15 protein-coding genes are annotated in these 18,181 nt (G+C 64.1%); all 15 read left to right on the forward strand.

Translation table 11 applies throughout. The features are described from left to right. Nucleotides 1-225, forward strand: a 225-nt coding sequence (locus JW929_13440) for a hypothetical protein (protein ID MBN1440406.1), incomplete at its 5' end; no start/stop codon positions are given. Between the two features lie 244 nt (nucleotides 226-469). Next, nucleotides 470-1,648 carry a hypothetical protein gene (locus tag JW929_13445; GenBank protein MBN1440407.1) on the forward strand — a complete coding sequence of 393 codons (1,179 nt, stop codon included), beginning with the start codon at nucleotides 470-472 and terminating at the stop codon, nucleotides 1,646-1,648. After that, on the forward strand, nucleotides 1,641-2,207 hold the full coding sequence (locus JW929_13450; GenBank protein ID MBN1440408.1) for a VTT domain-containing protein: 567 nt from the start codon (nucleotides 1,641-1,643) through the stop codon (nucleotides 2,205-2,207). Before JW929_13445 ends, JW929_13450 begins: the two co-directional genes overlap by 8 nt. A gap of 306 nt (nucleotides 2,208-2,513) precedes the next feature. Then, nucleotides 2,514-5,237: a GAF domain-containing protein gene (locus JW929_13455; GenBank protein MBN1440409.1), complete on the forward strand. Its 2,724-nt coding sequence runs from the start codon at nucleotides 2,514-2,516 to the stop codon at nucleotides 5,235-5,237. Next, complete coding sequence (locus JW929_13460) at nucleotides 5,234-6,034, forward strand: response regulator transcription factor (GenBank protein MBN1440410.1); 801 nt, start codon at nucleotides 5,234-5,236, stop codon at nucleotides 6,032-6,034. The genes JW929_13455 and JW929_13460 overlap by 4 nt, the downstream gene beginning before the upstream one ends. A gap of 714 nt (nucleotides 6,035-6,748) precedes the next feature. Beyond that, complete coding sequence (locus tag JW929_13465; protein ID MBN1440411.1) at nucleotides 6,749-7,267, forward strand: response regulator; 519 nt, start codon at nucleotides 6,749-6,751, stop codon at nucleotides 7,265-7,267. Between the two features lie 27 nt (nucleotides 7,268-7,294). Further along, the gene (locus tag JW929_13470; protein ID MBN1440412.1) at nucleotides 7,295-7,531 is read left to right on the forward strand and encodes a hypothetical protein; all 237 of its coding nucleotides are present in this window, start codon (nucleotides 7,295-7,297) and stop codon (nucleotides 7,529-7,531) included. A gap of 37 nt (nucleotides 7,532-7,568) precedes the next feature. Beyond that, a complete protein-coding gene (locus JW929_13475; GenBank protein ID MBN1440413.1) occupies nucleotides 7,569-8,588 on the forward strand; it encodes an ABC transporter substrate-binding protein in 1,020 nt (339 codons plus the stop codon). A 64-nt stretch (nucleotides 8,589-8,652) separates the two neighbouring features. Beyond that, complete coding sequence (locus JW929_13480; GenBank protein MBN1440414.1) at nucleotides 8,653-9,669, forward strand: ABC transporter substrate-binding protein; 1,017 nt, start codon at nucleotides 8,653-8,655, stop codon at nucleotides 9,667-9,669. Between the two features lie 150 nt (nucleotides 9,670-9,819). Next, nucleotides 9,820-11,625: a GAF domain-containing protein gene (locus tag JW929_13485; GenBank protein MBN1440415.1), complete on the forward strand. Its 1,806-nt coding sequence runs from the start codon at nucleotides 9,820-9,822 to the stop codon at nucleotides 11,623-11,625. 37 nt (nucleotides 11,626-11,662) lie between these two features. Continuing rightward, the gene (locus tag JW929_13490) at nucleotides 11,663-12,451 is read left to right on the forward strand and encodes a ParA family protein (GenBank protein MBN1440416.1); all 789 of its coding nucleotides are present in this window, start codon (nucleotides 11,663-11,665) and stop codon (nucleotides 12,449-12,451) included. After that, on the forward strand, nucleotides 12,417-14,507 hold the full coding sequence (locus JW929_13495; GenBank protein ID MBN1440417.1) for a GAF domain-containing protein: 2,091 nt from the start codon (nucleotides 12,417-12,419) through the stop codon (nucleotides 14,505-14,507). The genes JW929_13490 and JW929_13495 overlap by 35 nt, the downstream gene beginning before the upstream one ends. Then, complete coding sequence (locus tag JW929_13500; GenBank protein MBN1440418.1) at nucleotides 14,494-16,134, forward strand: pyridoxal-phosphate dependent enzyme; 1,641 nt, start codon at nucleotides 14,494-14,496, stop codon at nucleotides 16,132-16,134. Before JW929_13495 ends, JW929_13500 begins: the two co-directional genes overlap by 14 nt. A 15-nt stretch (nucleotides 16,135-16,149) precedes the next feature. Further along, entirely contained in the window at nucleotides 16,150-16,527 is a 378-nt protein-coding gene (locus JW929_13505; protein ID MBN1440419.1) for a response regulator, read from the forward strand. A gap of 26 nt (nucleotides 16,528-16,553) precedes the next feature. Continuing rightward, the gene (locus JW929_13510; protein ID MBN1440420.1) at nucleotides 16,554-17,867 is read left to right on the forward strand and encodes a threonine synthase; all 1,314 of its coding nucleotides are present in this window, start codon (nucleotides 16,554-16,556) and stop codon (nucleotides 17,865-17,867) included. Nucleotides 17,868-18,181 lie beyond the last annotated feature (314 nt).

The raw sequence follows: 18,181 nt of genomic DNA on the forward strand, positions 1-18,181 counted from the left end.
CGCGCCGGGGCGGGCGAAGCAATCTCCCTCTTTTTCCAGCGAAGGAGATTGCTTCGCTCCCTGCGGTCGCTCGCAATGACACCCTTTTTGGGCTTTTTCAACACCCTGCTAAAGGATTTCAACGGAATGGCCGGGGTTCCGACCGGATCGGATTCCGAATTGGACGGCGGTTGGGATTTTTCCGGCGGCGCCGGGAGGCTTCCGGTCCGGCCCCCGGGTTCTTAGTCTATCCACGGGGAGGGCGGCGGCGGGACTCCGGGGCGGAAGATTTGGCACGGGACGTTAAGCAATTCTTAACAGGCTATTAAAGAAGGACGAGAACCGCAATCCTATGATGAAATGGAATCGGATTTGCCGTCGGTCCTTCCCCCCGGAAGCCGTGGGTATGCTAAGATTTGTCCGGTCAGGCATCCGTTGCCCTCGGCACGACGGGATGCGCGGTGCGAAGGAAGAGGGAACAGCCGCAGATATGGCGAAAAAACGCTTTCTCATTCTTGCCAGCGATTCCGGCTTCGGACACCGCAAAGCCGCCGACTCGATCGCCAAAGCGTTGGCCCTGCGGCATCCGGACGGGTGCGAGATCGCGGTGGCCAATCCGCTGAGCGAAGAAACCGCTTTCTGGCTGCTCAAGGAAACGGAGCGCAGCTACGACCGTTCGGTCCGGACCGCGCCGGGATGGTTCCGCTTCACCTATGCGCTCTTCGATTCGCGGCCGGCCAGCGCGCTCATGGAACAAACTCTGATCCTGACTCTCTTCGAGAGCATGCGGCGCCTGATTGCGGCTTTCCGTCCCGACGCCGTCGTAACCACGACCGAATTGTTCAACGCTCCGGCCGGCCTGGCGCTTCATCTTCTGAAGCGCAGGCCGCCGCTGCTCACGGTGGTGACCGACCTGGCGGATGTGCATTCCCTGTGGTTCAATTCCTACCCCGATCACTTCTACGTCGCCTCCGAATTGGCCAGGGGCAAGGGATTGTCCAACGGCATTCCGCTTTCCCGCATGACCGTCAGCGGCATTCCGGTGGATCCGGCCTTCTGCGCCCGGCGGGAGCCGCCGGCCGAGCTGCGCCGCCGGTGGAAATTGGATCCGCATTTGACCACGCTGTTGTTCGTGGGCAGCCGGCGGGTCGGCGGCATCCTCCCGCACCTCGAGGCGTTGGAAAAATCCTCCCTTCCCGTTCAGGCGGCCGTCATCACGGGCGGAGACGACGACCTGTTGGAGCGGATCCGATCTCGCCCGTGGGGGTTTCCCCTCGCGGTCCGGCCGTTCGTTAATAACATGCCCGAATGGATGGCCGGCGCCGACATCCTCGTCACAAAAGCCGGCGGGTTGATTCTCGCGGAGGGATTGGCCGCGGGGCTGCCGATCCTCCTGATCGATTCGCTCCCTGGACAGGAGGAAAGAAACCTGCGCTACCTGCTCAGCCATGAAGCGGGCGCCGCGGCGCAGGATCCCCGTGCCCTGACGGCGCTGTTGGATTCCTGGTTGCGCGAGGACCGGAACCTGTTGAAACGCATCGCGGAGAATTCCCGCCGGTTGGGCAAACCCGGCGCGGCGTTCACCGTCGCCGAAGCGGTTTTTCGGGCCGGCGTGGAAGCGCGCAATCCCGAGCCCTCCGCCCGGCGCGTTTGGGGCGCCCTTGAATAAACCCGTCCCGGACGGCAGGCGCAAGCGGCTGGTCCGGCTGATCCTCCTGCTGTTGTTCGTCGTGATGGGCTTTGCCTTCGCCGCTTTCTATTCTCCCGCCGCTTTCCATGAGTTCCTTCAAAAAAACGAGTACCTCGGAGTATCCGCCTGCCTGGCGGTGTATTTGCTGCTGGGGCCGACCCCCATCCCGTCCGAGCCCTTAACCCTGCTTGTCCTCGCCTGGAAAGGACCCGTTCCCGCCGTTGTCCTGGCCACGCTGGGGAACACGCTGGCGGCGGTCATGGAGTATTGCCTCGGCGGCACCATCGCGGATCTGGCGGAGTTCGAGAAGCGGAAACAGGCTCTTCCGTTCGGACTCGGCCGGCTACCGATCCATTCGCCGGTGTTCCTGCTGTTCGGCCGGATGCTGCCGGGATACGGCTCGAAGATCATCAGCGTGGCGGGCGGCGCGTACCGGGTGCCGGCCGGAACCTACCTGTGGACCTCGGTGCTCTCCAACCTGATCGGCGCGATGACGGTCGTGCTTTTCGGAATGGGATTGATTAACCTCATCCGCTGACCCGCCGGCCGAGGCCTCCGGGTTCCCGCGGCCGGTTGGGAAACACTCCGGCCGAATTCCGATCGAAGTGCACTTGTCCCCGCCTGCGCAAAGGAAAATCCGCGTTTCTTCGCCGCGGCGCCGGGCGGAAGCGGCCCTTGACGCCCCGTTTCACCCTGTTTTTATGGTTGTCGCATTTGATATAGAATTCAATGAAGGAATTGCGCAGGAACACGCCCGGAAGGCGATGTTCCTGCCGCCGGAAGGGTTTCCTCCCCGGACCGCCCGGCAACACACGAGGTTGGGTTGAAGAAGGCGCTGTCCTCGATGATCAAACAATTTTTCACGCCGCCGGTCTTCCCGGAGGACGAGGACAAGACCCGCCAAGCCAGGTTTCTGCATACCCTTCTGGCGGGCACGCTGCTGGTGACGGCCGCCGGGGGCGCCGTCGCCGTCCCCTTCATCTACGCCGAAAAAACCATCAACAGCCTGCTGATATTGTCGGGATTCGGGATCGTATGCCTCTCCTACTGGTGGATGCGCCTCGGGCGGGTCCGGGCCGCCAGCGCGTTGCTGTTGTTCGGAACTTGGCCGCTGTTCGTGTTTGTGGCGCTGTTCGGCGGCGGAATCCAGAGCGCGGTGGTGGTCTTCTTCGTCGTCTGCACCGTCATCGCCGGCCTGCTGCTCGGCCTGCGCGGCGCCGTGGTCTATTCCATCCTGTGCTGCATCGCCGGGGCGGGGATGGTCGTTCTGCAAGCCGCGGGGGATCCCCTGCCGCGGTTGTTCCCGCTTCCCCCGATCGCCGGATTGGCGGATCTGGCCGCGGGTTTGGCGATGGTCTCGCTGGTGATGCATCTCTTCACCCGCGACCTGAACCGCTCGCTCGCCCTCACCCGCCAACGGCTGGACGAGCGCCGCGCGGCCGAGGAGGCGCTGCGCTCGAGCGAGATGAAGTTTTACCGGCTGTTCGAAACCTCCCGGGATTGCGTCTTCATCACCGATTCCGAGGGCCGGATCCGGGAGGCCAATCCCGCCGCCGAAACCCTGTGGGGCTATTCGCGGAGCGAGGCCGACGGGATGAGCGTGGAAAACCTGTTTTTGGCCCGCCGCGAAATGATCCGCCTGGCGAACAGGCTGCGCCGGCACGGATTTGTCGAAAACATGGAAATGCGCGGGAAAAGGCGGGGCGGGGGAATCATCGACGTTTCCGTGAACGTGACGGCGGTCCGGGATGAGCGGGGGAGGATCACCGGCTATCAGGGAAGCGTGCGCGATATCACCCGGCGCAAGCGGACCGAAGCCGAAATCGCCCGCCAGATGCTCCGGCTGAGCGCCCTGCACGCCATCGAACGGGCGATCACCAGCAGCCTGGATCTGCAAACCGTCCTTGACCTGCTGGTCCGCCAGATCGTCGGACAGCTGCGGATGGACGCCGCCTGCGTGCTGCTGCTGGACGAAGAGAAGCAGATCCTGAGGTTCGCCGCCGGCGCAGGTTTCCGCACCGAAGCCCTGCAATTCACCCGCTTAAAACTCGGCGACGGGTGGGCCGGCCAGGCGGCGGCGCGGCGGAAAAGCGTCTACATCCCCGACCTGGCGGCCTACGGCAGCATCCCGATCCACTCCGAAGCCCTGACCGAGGAGGATTTCACCGCCTATTTCGGGGTTCCGCTGGTCGCCAAGGGGGAGTTGTGCGGCGTGATGGAAATCTTCCAGCGTTCCGAATACCCGGCGGATCCCGGGTGGCTGAACTTCCTGGAAACCCTGGCCGGGCAGGCGGCGATCGCCATCCAGAACGTCCGCCTGCTGCGGATGACCCAGACCAACCTGCAGGAGACCAAGGTGCTGTACGGCATCAACCAAGCCCTCGCGGCCGCCGCAGATTCCTCCCAGTTAATGAAGGACGCGGTCACCCGTCTGCAGGAGGGTTTCGGGTACTTTTACGTGCAGATTTATGTCCGCGAAGCGGAAACCGGCGATTTCGTCGTATGCGCGGACAGCGGAAAAATCGGCTTCTCGACTCTGGATCAGGGATTCCGTCTATCGGCCGGCGAGGGGGTGATCGGATACGTCGCCGAGACGGGGTTGCCGTTTTTTTCCAACAACGTGGATGAGGTGGTCTTCCATAAGCGGGATCCGTTGCTTCCGGAAACCAAGTCCCAGCTGGTCGTCCCGATCCGCAGCGGCGCACAAATCCTCGGCTTGCTCGACGTCCACCAGGCGCCTCCGGCGGCCTTCACGCCGCACGACTTGGAGTTGGTCGGCGCGGCGGCCGACCAATTGGCGGTGGCTCTGCAGAAGGCGCAGTTGTACGCCGATCTGCAGAACGCCTTGCGCCAGGAAAAGGAGATGCGGGCCCAGCTGATCCAATCCGAAAAATTGGCCGTGACCGGCCGCCTGATGGCGTCGGTCTCCCACGAGTTGAACAATCCCCTCCAGGCGATCCAGAACGCGCTCTTCCTGCTGAAAAACGAGCGCAAGATCTCCGCCCAAGCCAAGCAGGACCTGGCCATCGTCCTCGCGGAAACCGAACGAATGGCGGCCATGCTCGACAGGCTGCGGACGACCTACAAAGCCTCCCGGTCGGAGGATTTCCGCCCGGTGGAGGTCAACGCGGTGATCGAGGACGTGCACGCCCTGCTGGCCACGCACTTGCGGCACGCCAAGGTCGAGTTCGATTTCGCCCCCGGACCGGGCCTGCCGGCCGTGAACGGCATCCGCGACCAGATCCGGCAGGTGATCCTCAACCTGTTCATCAACGCGGTGGACGCCATGCCGGAGGGCGGGCGGCTGGCCGTTTCCACGGCCGACCTCCCCGGGGAGACGGAGGTCCTGATCAGCGTGGCGGATACGGGCCAGGGCATCGATCCCGCCATCCAACCGCATCTTTTTGAAACGTTCATCACCGGAAAGGAAGACGGCACCGGGTTGGGGCTGGCGATCAGCCAGGAGATCGTCTCGAAACACCAGGGGCGGATCCGGGCGGAGAACCGGCCGGAAGGCGGCGCCGTCTTCCGCATCTGGCTGCCCTACGCCAAGGGAGGTCAACCATGAACCCCGCCGGCAGGATCCTGATCGTGGACGACGAGCCCTCCCTGCGCCAGACCCTCGGGCGGATTCTGAAGCAAACGGGTTGGGAGGTCACCACCGCGGCCGACGGCGAACAAGGGCTGGCGTTTCTCGATGCGACGGAACACGACCTGGTGTTCCTCGACATCCGCATGCCGGGTCTGGGCGGATTGGAGGTCCTCGACCGGATCCAAGCCGGGCATCCGGGCCTGCCCGTGATCCTGTTCACCGCCCAGCCGGATCTGCAATCCGCGGTGGAGGCGCTGCGCCACGGCGCGGCGGATTACCTGCTGAAGCCGCTCAAGCCGGAAGTGGTCATCGAAAAAACGCGCCGGATCCTTGCGGCGCGGCGGAAGGAAAAACGCAAGGGGGAGATCCGGAACGAGATCGGCCGGCTGCAGGCGGAACTCCGGCGCATCGAAGAAGAGGACGCCGACGAATCCGCGGCGCCGCCGGAGCCGGCCGCCCCCGGACGCTACCTCGCGCGGGGCGGGCTGGTGCTCGATCTGCTGGCTCGGCGGCTGTCCGTCGGCGGGCGGCCGGTCGAGCTCGCCCCCACCGCCTTCGATTTCCTGATCGTGCTGGCGCGCCACGCGCCGGATGTGGTGGATTACCGGACTCTGGTGACCGAGGCCCAGGGCTTGCAGGCCGAGGCCCGCGAAGCCCAGGAACTGGTCAAATGGCACATCCACTACATCCGCCAGGCCATCGAGCCGGACGCCGGTTCGCCCGTCCGCCTGATCAACGTCCGCGGAGTCGGGTACCGCTTGATCGCGGATTGATTCTTTTCTACCTTCGTATTCCGAGGCCGTCCCGTCCAATTATTCCCCCGAGGAATTTTCCAGCGAGCAAACGATGGTTTTTTCCCGTATCTACTTCTCAGTCTATCCAATAGTAAATAGAAATCCTGCCCATTTCCATCCTCGTCCCTATCCCCAGGCCCTCCCCCCGCTCCGCTCGAGGACGGGAAGCTGAGCAGGTGCGTTTTTTCCAGAAAATCCCCTGCAGTCGGCAGTTCGTCGTTCCCACGGATGTGAAGCGGAAATCCAGGAATACGGCAACGGATGCCCGCAGAAAAACGCAGGCTTGAGGATCCGGAGACGGCAGATATTTTTTTAGTCCTCCCGTCAAGCCGGCGCTTTTCCGCCTGATCGGCGCATTCGCCCCGCTCGCCGGATTCCAAGAAGCGTTTTCCTTGCCGGATCCGCCGCGGTTCCAAACGCCGAAAAGAACGTCATCGCCGTTACACACGACCGAATAAATAAGCGGTAAATTTGCGAAGCGCAAATGCCGCTTTCCATTTCCTTCCGGATTCCCGGAGAAGGGACAGGGGGTTGCGGAAGAAGCCCGCCGGGGATGAAACCCGCCTGCGTTTTACCCCGGGTTTATTTTTTCCCAACCTTTCCCAACCAACGAACCCCGATCCCCATCCGTCGCTTTCCCGAATCTCGGCCAGAATATATGGGTAGCAGGTTCCTTTCCAGGAAAGCGCAGGTATGACCGTGGATTCGAATTCCTCCCGCCCTACCAAAGAAAACGCGCCGGTGTGCATCCTGGTGGTGGACGACCATCCCAACTCGGCGGCCATGCTGGCGCGCGTCATCGGCCAGCTCGGCCCGGGGGTGACGCCGCTTTCGGCCGAGAGCGCCGAAGAGGCGCTTTCGGTGATCAACAGCCGCCGGGTGGATCTGCTCATCACCGATTTGGTGATGCCGGGCGTCACCGGCCTGGACCTGATCGAACGGTTGCAGAAACTGCCGGGCCGCCGGCCGGCCTACACCATCCTGATGACCGCCTACAACGTCCCCGGCCTCAAGGAGATCGCCAAACGCCTGATGGTCAACGAGATCGTCAGCAAACCCATCCAGCCGGAGCGGATGTGCCGGATGATCATCGAGGCGATCGAAGTGTGCGGATTCAATCCGGTGCTTCCGGAAAACGGCGGCCTTCGGCAGACGGACGCCCCGGGCGGCGGCAGGACCGGGTCGGAATCCCCCGCCCGGCTCCCGGAATGAGCCGGCGGCGGGAAACGGACGGATGAGATGAAGAAGACGACCGTAGTTGTGGAAGACATGGAAATCCGGAAGTGCATCCAAGATCCGGGTTTTTTGGATGACCCGCATGCGCGCTGGGCGGCTTTGCGGTTCGTGGAGCTCGCCGGCCACCGGGCGGATGTTGCGGTAGAAAGCGTCGAACCTTATGCCGGATTGATTCAGAAGAAGAAAAAAGCCGGTTGTCCGGTCACCCGCGGACAGCCCGTTCCGTTTTACCTGAATTAGCGGGTCCGATCCAAGCATTCGCAGATCAAGGAGATTTATGAAACCACAACACCAACCCATACGGAACAGCCATACCGGCTGGATGGCCCCCAGCCTGGTTCTCGCGGCGGCCTTGTTGCTGGGCGGCTGCGCCGGGGCCAAACCCAAAACCTACCAAGTGGGCATTCTTTCCGGCTTGAATTTCATCTCCAACCTCACCGAAATCTTTCAAGCCAAGATGACCGAGCTTGGATACGTCGAAGGGGAGAACATCGCCTACGACGTACGCAAGATGGACTTCGACATGGCCGGGTATCAGGCCGCTCTGCGGGATTTCGTCGAGGCCGATGTGGATCTGATCCTGGTCTTCCCGACCGAAGCCGCGCAGGAGGCCAAGAAGGCCACGGAAGGGACCGACATTCCGGTGGTGTTCACCTTCGCCAACACGGAGGAAACCGGACTGGTGGACAGCATCTCGGCCCCCGGCGGGAACGTCACCGGCGTCCGCTACCCGGGTCCGGATCTGGCCCTCAAGCGTTTTGAGGTCATGATGCAGATGGATCCTTCGATCCGGAACTTGTGGATTCCGTATCAGCGGGGGTATCCGATCGTCGGGCCGCAGATGGAGGTCCTGAAACCCGTGGTGGAAAAGGCCGGCGTGAACCTGATCGAATTCCCGGCCGACGGCGCGGCCGAACTACAGGCGGAACTGGACGCCCGGGCCGTCCTGGAAGATCCCGGCATCGACGCGATCCTGTTCCTCTCGGAGCCGTTGGCGGTCACCCCCGGGCCGTTCGAGGTCATGGCGGAATTCGCCTATGCACAAAAGATCCCGATCGGCGGGGCGATGATGTCCTCCGGCGGGTATTCCTCGGTCTACGGGATCGTCGCCGACATGACCTCCTCGGGGGAGGAGGCCGCCATGCTCGCCGACAAGATCTTCCGGGGAACGAAGCCGGCCGATATCCCGGTCATCTCGGCCGAAAGCTACTTCTCCATCAATGTCACGGCCGCCGAAGCGGTCGGGATCACGGTGCCGGACGGTTTGCTGGTTCAAGCCAACGAAGTCATGCGCTGATCCGCCCGCTTCCACAAAGGCGGACTCCGCTCCCGGACAGGCATTTGTCGAAAGGAGAAACCACATGAAACCCAGGGCTATTCCCCAACAAAAATCCAGGCAGGGATGGATAACCTTCAGCTTGGCCTTCGCTGCGGCTCTGCTGTTCGGCGGCTGCGCCCCGAAGCCCAAGGTCTACAAGGTCGGGATTCTCTCCGGCATGAGCTTTGCGGCGGGAATCGCCGACAGCTTTAAAGAGAAGATGACCGAACTCGGGTACGTCGAAGGGGAAAACATCACCTACGACCTGCGGGCGATGGAATTCGACATCCCCGCCTATCAGGCCGCGCTTAAGGATTTCGTCGATGCCAAGGTGGATCTGATTTTCAGCTTCCCGACCGAAGCTTCGCTGGAGGCCAAGACGGCCACCGCGGGGACCGACATCCCGGTGGTCTTCGCCTACGGGTTCATCGAGGGTACCGGGCTGGTGGACAGCGTCACCGCCCCGGGCGGCAACGTCACCGGCTCCCGCTACCCCGGACCGGACCTGGCCCTTAAGCGATTCGAGGTCATGCTCCAGATGGCTCCCGACGTCAAGCGCCTATGGATCCCGTTCCAGCGGGGTTACCCGATCGTCGAACCCCAGCTGGTTGCTCTGCGGCCGGTGGCCGAGGAGGCGGGCGTCACACTGATCGAGTTCCCGGCCGACAACGCCGCCGAACTCCAGGCAGCCTTCGACGCCGTCGCCGACCAGGAGGACATCGGATTCGACGCGATCATGTTCCTCTCGGAGCCCCTGGCGGTGACGCCGGAACCCTTCGAGACCATGGCGAAGTTTGCGTACGCGCACAAGATCCCGATCGGAGGAGCCATGATGGTAGTCGGGGAGTACTCTTCGCTGTACGGGGTCGTCGGCGACATTGCTTCTTCCGGCATCCAAGCCGCCCAGATCGCCGATAAGATCCTTAAGGGCGCGGATCCCGCGACCATCCCGGTCGTTTCTCCCGAAAGTTACTTCTCGATCAGCTACAAAGCCGCGCAGGCCTTGGGCGTGACGGTTCCCGAAGGCCTGCTGGTGCAGGCGAACGAAGTGATGCGGTAGCCGAACGCAAGACGGGGAAGCGGCGGCCGACGTTTCCGTAACCGCCGCTTTCCCGCACCGCCGTGAAAAAAAAACGGGCCAGCCGGACGGCCGTTCCGGACGCGAAGGCGGGCTGGTGCCTTCGCCCATGAATTCACCGAGAGAGTCGCTATGGATAAGAAAAAGGGAAGTCCTAATGTGGGCAGTATCGCCCAAACGCTGGTGATCGGGTTCTTCGCCATCGCCGCGCAGGCGCTGTTGATCGCGGGCGTCGTGCAGCTGGTCCTGAACATTCGGGCCCAGCAGGCGGCGGTCGCCGAACGTCAGCAGCTGCTCGCGCGGCAGGCGAGCCAGTCGGTGGTCGGTTTCGTCGACGAAAAATTCAGCGTGCTCGAGGCGGCGGTCCAATTCTCCGACCTGACGGAAGCTTCCTCCGAGGAGCGGCAGGTGACGCTCGACAGCCTGCTCGGTCTGCAGACTTCCTTCAAGCAGTTGAGCCTGCTGGACGCCAGGGGCCGGCAGTTGTCTCTGGTTTCGCGGCGTTCGCTTTCGCAATCCGAACAGTTCACCTCGCAGCTCAGCGCGGATTTGCTCGACCTCAACCGGCAGGGTCAAAACGCCATCAGCCCGGTATACATCGACATTGAATCGAGCGAGCCGCTGGCGGTGATCGCCGTTCCGATTCTCAACGTCTTCGGCGAATACCAGGGCACCCTGGCCGCCGAATTGAACCTGAAGTTCATGTGGGACCTGGTGGACCAACTGGCGGTGGGCGAAAGCGGGTATGCCTATGTGGTGGACGAGACGGGCAAGCTGATCGCCTTCGGCGACACCGGCCGCGTGCTGCGGGGCGAGATCGTCGCCCAGATCGGCGAGGTGGAGCAATTCGTCAGCAACCCGGCGGCCGCTGCGGATGTTTCGCCGGAGGCCGGCCTGTACACCGGCCTGACCGGAGAAACCGTGGTGGGCACCTACGTCCCGCTGGGCACGCCGCCGTGGGCGGTGGTCACGGAGCTTCCCTGGACCGAAGCCTACCGGGAAGTGTTCTTGCAGACGCTGGGGATTGTCCTGACGACCGTTATCCTCGGCGCCGTATCCGCGTTCATCGGGTGGTTCGCCGCCCGGAGGCTGGCGGCCCCGCTGGTCGAATTATCGAAGGTCGCCACCGAAATCGCCGGGGGCAACCTTGCCCTGCAGGCCGACGTCGCCGGCCCGGCCGAGATCAGCCGCGTGGCCACCAGCTTCAACGCGATGACCGGCCGCTTGCGCGAGATGATCTCCACGTTGGAGGACCGCGTGCAGGAGCGCACCAAAGCGCTGGCCACATCGAGCGAGGTCAGCCGCCGGCTCTCGACGATCCTCGACGAGAAGCAATTGGTGGCGGAGGTCGTCGAACAGGTGAAAAACGCCTTCAACTACTACCATGCCCACATCTACTTCTTCGACGAAACCGGTGAGACTCTGGCCATGGCCGGCGGCACCGGCGACGCCGGGCGGATCATGCTCGAGCGCGGCCACAAACTCCCCAAGGGGAGAGGCTTGGTGGGGCGCGCCGCGGACAGCAATGCGCCGATCCTGGTGAGCGACACTGCCCAGGACCCGAACTGGCTGCCCAACCCCCTGTTGCCGGACACCAAATCCGAGGTGGCGGTGCCGATTTCGATCGGCGACCAGGTGCTGGGCGTGCTGGACGTTCAACAAAACGTGACCGGCGGCCTGGCCCAGGCCGACGCCGACCTGCTGCAAGCGATCGCCAACCAGGTCGCGATCGCGGTCCGCAACGCGCGGTCCTACTCGCAGGTCCGCCAGCGCGCCGAACGCGAAGCCTTGATCGCTTCGATCAGCCAGAAGATCCAGGGCACGACGACGGTCGAAAGCGCTCTGCAGGTGGCGGTCCGCGAGCTGGGGCGGGCCCTGGGCTCGAAGGAGACCCGCGTCGTACTGTCGGCGCCCGGCCGAGCGGAAGGCGGAAAGTAGAGCGTGTTCGATCGTTGAAAAGGAAAGAGGACGTGCCATGTCCTACGTCATCGCGGTTTGTCATCAGAAGGGCGGGGTGGCCAAAACCACCACGACCCTGGGCCTCGGCGCCGGTTTCGTGGAGCGGGGCGTGGAGACTCTGGTGGTCGATCTCGACCCGCAGGCCAACCTGACCTATAACATCGGCCTGCAGCCCGACTCCTCCCCGCATTCCGTGGCCGAGCTGCTGACCGGCCAAATCGACCCGGCCCGGGCGGCGCTGGAATCCAGCCTGCCGGGAATGGACATCATCCCGTCCAGCGCATCGATGCTCGACCTGGGCCGCCGGCTGTACCGCACGCCGGAGTACGAGTACCTCCTGCGCCGGGCCCTCGAGGAACCCGCCCTGCAGGCTTATGCCGCCGTGTTGCTGGATTGCCCGCCGTCGGTCGGCCCGCTGACGATCAACGCCCTGACGGCGGCCGACCTGCTGATCATCCCCACCCAATGCGAATATTATTCGATCCAAGCCCTGACCGACATGTTCGAGTTGGTCAGCGTCATCCGCGACCGGACCAATCCCGGACTTTCCTACCGCCTACTGGTCACCATGTTCGACGGACGCGGGAAGTTCCACGCCTCGATGTTGGACCAGCTGCGGGAATATTTCTCCGCCGGGATTCTCCAAACCACGATCGGCTTTGACACCAAGTTGCGCGAAGCCCAGGCCGCCGGACTGCCGGTCACGGTCCATGCCCCGCAGAGCCGCGGCGCACTCCAGTACCGGCAGTTGGCCGAGGAGTTACACCCTTATGTCACAGCGAAATCGAAAATACCAACGGCTTGAAGCGCTGTTCTCTGAGAATCCGCCGGCGCCGCCGGAATCGGCGCGGCCCGCCGCGCCCAAACCTCCGGCGGCCAAACCCCCGGAAGCGATCCGGCCGGCGCGTCTCCCCGAGCGGTTGGTCGTGCCGGCGCCGGAACCTTCTCTCCCGGACGCCTGGGCCGAGCCCTTGGCGCCGGCCGAGGCCGCGCCGGCCGCCGGCTGGGAGGATTTTCTCGACGGCATCGACCATCGCGAGAAGATCGGTTTCACCTACGAGCGGGGGAAGGTGGCGCCGCTGGAGGGCGGAACCCGGCCGTTGCCGGAGGACGCCCTGCGTATCCCGCTGACGGTCTCCGGGACGACGATCGGAACGGTGCAGGCCGTCGGCGAGGGGCAGGGCTGGACGGCTCAACAGACGGAAATCCTTAACGCCGCGTCGGCCCAGTTGGCTCAGCACATCGAAGGCCTGCGCCTGCTGGCCCAGGCGCAGAAGTTCCGGGCCGAGGCGGAGCAAGCCGTCCGGCGTCTGACCCGCGAAGGCTGGAAGACCTACCAACAGGCGGACGACGGGACGGGCGGCGGCTATGTGTTCGATCTTAACCAAGTACAGCCGTTGAACGGCTCGGGGATCGAGGGTTCCGTTCCGGCCGCGGTCCGCGAATTAAAGATCCGAAACGAATCGATCGGCGCCCTGGCCGTCGACGCCGGGGCCGTTGCCGGAGGGACGGCGGAGATTTTGGACGCCGTGGCCCTTCAACTGAGCGGCCACCTGGAAAACCTGCGGCTCCTGGAGCAGAACCAGAAGCGCACCCACGAGTTGGAGATTGTGGCCGAACTCAGCGCCACCGCCTCGACCGTGCTCGATCCGCAGAAGTTGCTGCAGGAAATCGTCGACCTATCCCGCGAGCGTTTCGGCGTGTACCACGTGCACATTTACCTGGCCGACGAGGAATCACAGCTGCTGAATCTCTCGGCCGGCGCCGGCGAGGTCGGGCGGAAAATGGTGGCGGACCAGCATGCCATCCCGATGGACACCGAGCGGTCGCTGGTGGCCCGCGCCCGCCGCGAACGGCGGGCCCTGATCGTCAACGACGTGCGGGCCGAACCGGACTTCCTGCCCAACCCCAACCTGCCCGAAACGCGCTCCGAAATGGCGGTGCCGCTGATCGTCGGCCAGCAGGTGCTCGGCGTGTTCGACATCCAGTCGGACCGGGCGGATGGATTTTCGGAAGAAGACGCCAACATCTACTCCACCCTGGCCGCCCAGGTGGCGGTGGCGCTGCAGAACGCCCGACTCTACATGGAACAGGCCGCGACGGTCGCCCAACTGCGCGAGCTCGACCGCCTCAAGACTTCCTTCCTGGCCAACATGAGCCACGAACTGCGCACCCCGCTCAATTCGATTCTCGGATTCACCGACGTGATGCTCGAGGGGATCGACGGCGAACTGACCGGGAACATGGACAACGACCTGCGCCTGATCCAGAGGAACGGCCAGCACCTGCTGCACCTGATCAACGACGTGCTCGACATGGCCAAGATCTCGGCCGGAAAAATGAACCTGTCGCTCGAGCACTTCAAGGTTCAAGGCCTGCTGGACGAGGTGCTCAACATCTCCGCGCCGCTGGCGGCCGAAAAGAACCTGTCGCTGGCCATCGAGAAGGATTCCGACTGGACCGCGGAGATCTACGCCGACCGCACCCGCATCCGCCAGGTGATGCTGAACCTGGTGGGCAACGCGGTCAAGTTCACCGAGAAGGGCGGGGTCAGGATCCGGGCGGAAAAGCAGGACGCCAATCTGCTGATCCGCGTAGCCGACACCGGCCTGGGGATACCGAAGGACAAGCTGGACCTGATCTTCGAGGAGTTCACCCAGATCGACACCTCGCCGACCCGCAAGGCCGGCGGCACCGGCCTCGGCCTGCCGATAAGCCGCAGTCTGGTGCGGATGCACGGCGGGCGGCTGTGGGCGGAGAGCGCCGGCGTGGAAGGGGAAGGCACCGTCTTCTACGTGGAGCTGCCCTTGGAAGCGAAGATCACCGAACCGACAGAGGCGGAAGGACATGGCGAAGCCTGAGTACTTGGAATGCAACCTGTGCGGCGCCCGGGCGGCGTTCGTGCCGCTGGCGGCGGCCGTCTGTCCCGAGTGCGGATCGCTGTGGATGGATGCGCGCTACGACTACGAAGCGTTCAAGCGCGGCCTGCTCCGCGGACTGCCCGGCCGGCCGCAGAACATCTGGCGCTACCAGGACATTCTGCCGATCGAAAACCCCTCCGCGCTGGATTTGTATCCGGCCGGGGGAACGCCGCTGTGGCACTCCCAGCGGTTCGCGCCGGCATTGGGCCACGAGCGGATCTTCATCAAGGACGAGCGCTACGCGCCGACCGGCTCCTTCAAGGACCGCCAGGCCGCGGTCGCCGTGGCTTCGATGGTGGAAGCGGGGGTCACCGAGGCGGTGATCGCCTCCACCGGCAACGCCGCGGTCGCTTACGCCGCGGCCTGCGCCCGGGCCGGGATCAAGCTGTGGGTGTTCATGACCAGCCTGGTGCCGCAGGAGAAACTGCGCGAGGCGGCCCTGTTCGGCGCGGAGGTCATCCGCGTCAGCGGCAACTATGACCAGACCAAGCAGATTGCCGCGCAGTTCGCCGACCGCCGGCACCTCGTCATCGACCGCGGTGCCGGCTCGGTCGCCGCCCGCGAATCGATGAAGACCATCGCCTACGAGATCGTCGAACAGCTCAATTGGAAGGCGCCGGATTGGTACATCCAATCCGTCAGCGGCGGCCTCGGGCCGCTGGGCGTCTACCAGGGATTCCGCGAGATGCGGACCATGGGCCTGATCGACCGCATCCCGAAGCTGGCCGTCGTCCAGCCGGAGGGCTGTGCGCCGATGGTCCGAGCGTTCCAGGCCGGGAGAGAAACCGCCGAGGCGGTCGTGCCGGATACCCGGATCATCATCCTGGCCACCGGCGATCCCGGGAAGAGCTACACCTACCTCTGGAAATTGACGCAGGAATTTGGCGGGACGATGGAATCGGTGGCAGACGCGGAAGCCTACGCCAGCATGCGGACCCTCGCCAAAAGCGAGGGGATGGCGATGGAGCCCGCGGCCGCGGTCGCCTTCGCCGGATTCGAAAAAATATTACGGCGGGGGCTGATCTCCACGGACGAAACGGTAGTCGTCAATTGCACCGGCCACACCTTCCCGGTCGAAAAGCACGTCGTATTGGAGGAGGAGATGGTTGATGTCCGCTTGAGCGACGGCCAGGCGCCCGCGCCGCGGGAGGGCTTGCAGGCGGCGCTGGAGAACCTGGACGAAAAAACCACCAACATCCTGATCGTCGAGGACAACGAGGACGACGCCCTGCTGATCCAGCGCCTGCTGGCGACCCGCAAGGCCTACCGCATCCATCACGCCCGCGACGGGGCGGAAGGGCTCGAACTCGCCCGCAAGGTGCGGCCCGACCTGATCGTGACCGATATGATGATGCCGCATCTCGACGGATTCGCCCTGGTGGAAGAACTGCGCCGCGACCCGCGGACCAGCGGAATCCCGATCGTGGTGGTGAGCGCCAAAGACATGTCGCCGGCCGAACGCCAGCGGCTGAACGGACACATCGAAGCCGTGTATCAGAAGGGATCGCTGCAGCCGCGCAAGTTCGTCGACCAGCTGATCCAGGTCCTGGAAGAGAAAAACGAGTGACAAGGAGAGCCGACCGTGAACGAGAAAATTCTCTGCATTGAGGACAATCCGGACAACATGATCCTGATCCGCCGGGTGCTGCAAGCCCGCGGATACAATTTGGTAGAGGCGGAGACCGGATCGGACGGGCTGGCGCTGGCGCAGGACCTGGACATCAAACTGATTCTCCTTGACATCAACCTGCCGGACATCGACGGGTACGAGATCGCCCGCCGGCTGCGGACCGACCTCAACCACCGCGAGGAGCGGGTCCCGATCATCGCGATCACGGCCAACGCGCTCAAGGGCGACGCGGAACGGGCGCTCGAAGCGGGGTGCGACGTGTATATGGCGAAACCGATCAACATCCACGAATTGTGGGCCCGGGTGGCGTTCTTCCTGCCCCGCCCGTAGACACCCTCCTCAGCGAAAGCGGACGAATGACCCCACCCCGAGCGCAACCCCTTGCCTCCACATTCTCCTTCCCCACCTTTCTCTCGACATTGAAGTGCTCCGGGTGCGGAAAGACGTTTTCCCCGCATGAGGTTTACACCTTTTGCCCGGATTGCCAATCCCCGCTGCTTGCGGAGTACGACCTCGAAGCGGCCCGCGCCAAGCTCGACAGGGATTCGTTCCGCTTCCGCCGGGTGGGCATGTGGCGCTGGTACGAGCTTCTGCCGGTGGTCGATCCGGGACGGATCGTCACCTTGGGGGAGGGGGATTGCTCCCTGCTGCGGCTGGTCCACGTCAGCCGGGAGCTGGGATTGCCGTTTGTGTTCGTCAAGGACGAAAGCGCCAACCCGACCGGCAGCTTCAAGGCGCGCGGCATTTCCGCGGCCGTTTCCAAGGCGGGCGAACTGGGAATCCGCAAGGTGATCATCCCGACGGCCGGAAACGCCGGCGGCGCGATGGCTGCTTACGCGGCCCGCGCGGGGATGGACGCCCTGGTGTTTTTCCCGAGCGACGCGCCGCGCGCCAACGTGGAGGAGAGCCGCATGGCCGGCGCACAGGTCATCCTGGTCGACGGGCTGATCAGCGACGCGGCGGGCATGGCGGGGGAAACGTCGCGCCGCGAAGGCTGGTTCGACCTCTCGACCTTCAAAGAGCCGTACCGGCTGGAAGGCAAGAAGATCATGGGGTACGAGCTGGCCGAAGCGTTCCAATGGGAACTGCCGGACGTGATCATCTATCCGACCGGAGGCGGGACGGGATTGGTCGGGATGTGGAAGGCGTTCGCGGAGCTGAGCGCCCTGGGCTGGCTGAAGAATCCGAAGCTGCCGCGCATGGTGGCGGTCCAGGCGGAAGGCTGCGCGCCGGTGGTCAAAGCGTTCGAGTCGGGCGCCGCGTTCTGCGATTTCTGGACGGACGCCCACACCGTCGCCGCCGGCCTGCGAGTCCCGAAAAGTTTTGCGGACCAATTGATCCTCAAGGACATCCGCGAGAGCGGGGGGACGGCCTTGGCGGTGAGCGACCGGGCGATCCTCGAAGCCCAGCGGAAATTGACCCGCATGGAAGGGATTTTTCCGGCGCCGGAGGGCGCCGCGACCCTCGCCGCGCTCGAGGAATTGGCCCGCCGGAAATGGCTGGATCCGGAGGAGCGGATCGTGTTGTTCAACACCGGGTCCGGGCTGAAGTATTTGGAGTATTCCGGCGGCGGGGATGGGGATCGGAAGCCCCCGGCTCCCGAACCGCGCGGCGGCCTATTCCGCGGCTGGACAAAACCGTTCCGCAGGTTTTTCTGTTTCAAACGTTGATCTTTTTGCGAAATTGTCCTCCCCTCTGTGCGCTTGAAAAGCATCCCCCATGCGTCAAATCCGATCCATGGTTCCATCGGCCTTGCCCGGATCCCTGTCGTCGTTTCCGGAATTGATGAAAAAAGGTATCTGTTCAGCCTCCCCCTCATCCTATCCTCCCGTCACTGTGGGTGTCTCAAAATAGCATTAGGTTGTCTCCGGATCGTCATGCCCGCGCCCGCCCTCGCGGAGCGGGGGTGTTCGTAGCGGGCATCCAGCCATGGAAACCCTGGATTCCCGCTAAACCCACCCCCGGCGAAGAACGCGCCGAGGGC

This window comes from Anaerolineales bacterium (assembly GCA_016928575.1).
Classification (GTDB): domain Bacteria; phylum Chloroflexota; class Anaerolineae; order Anaerolineales; family RBG-16-64-43; genus JAFGKK01.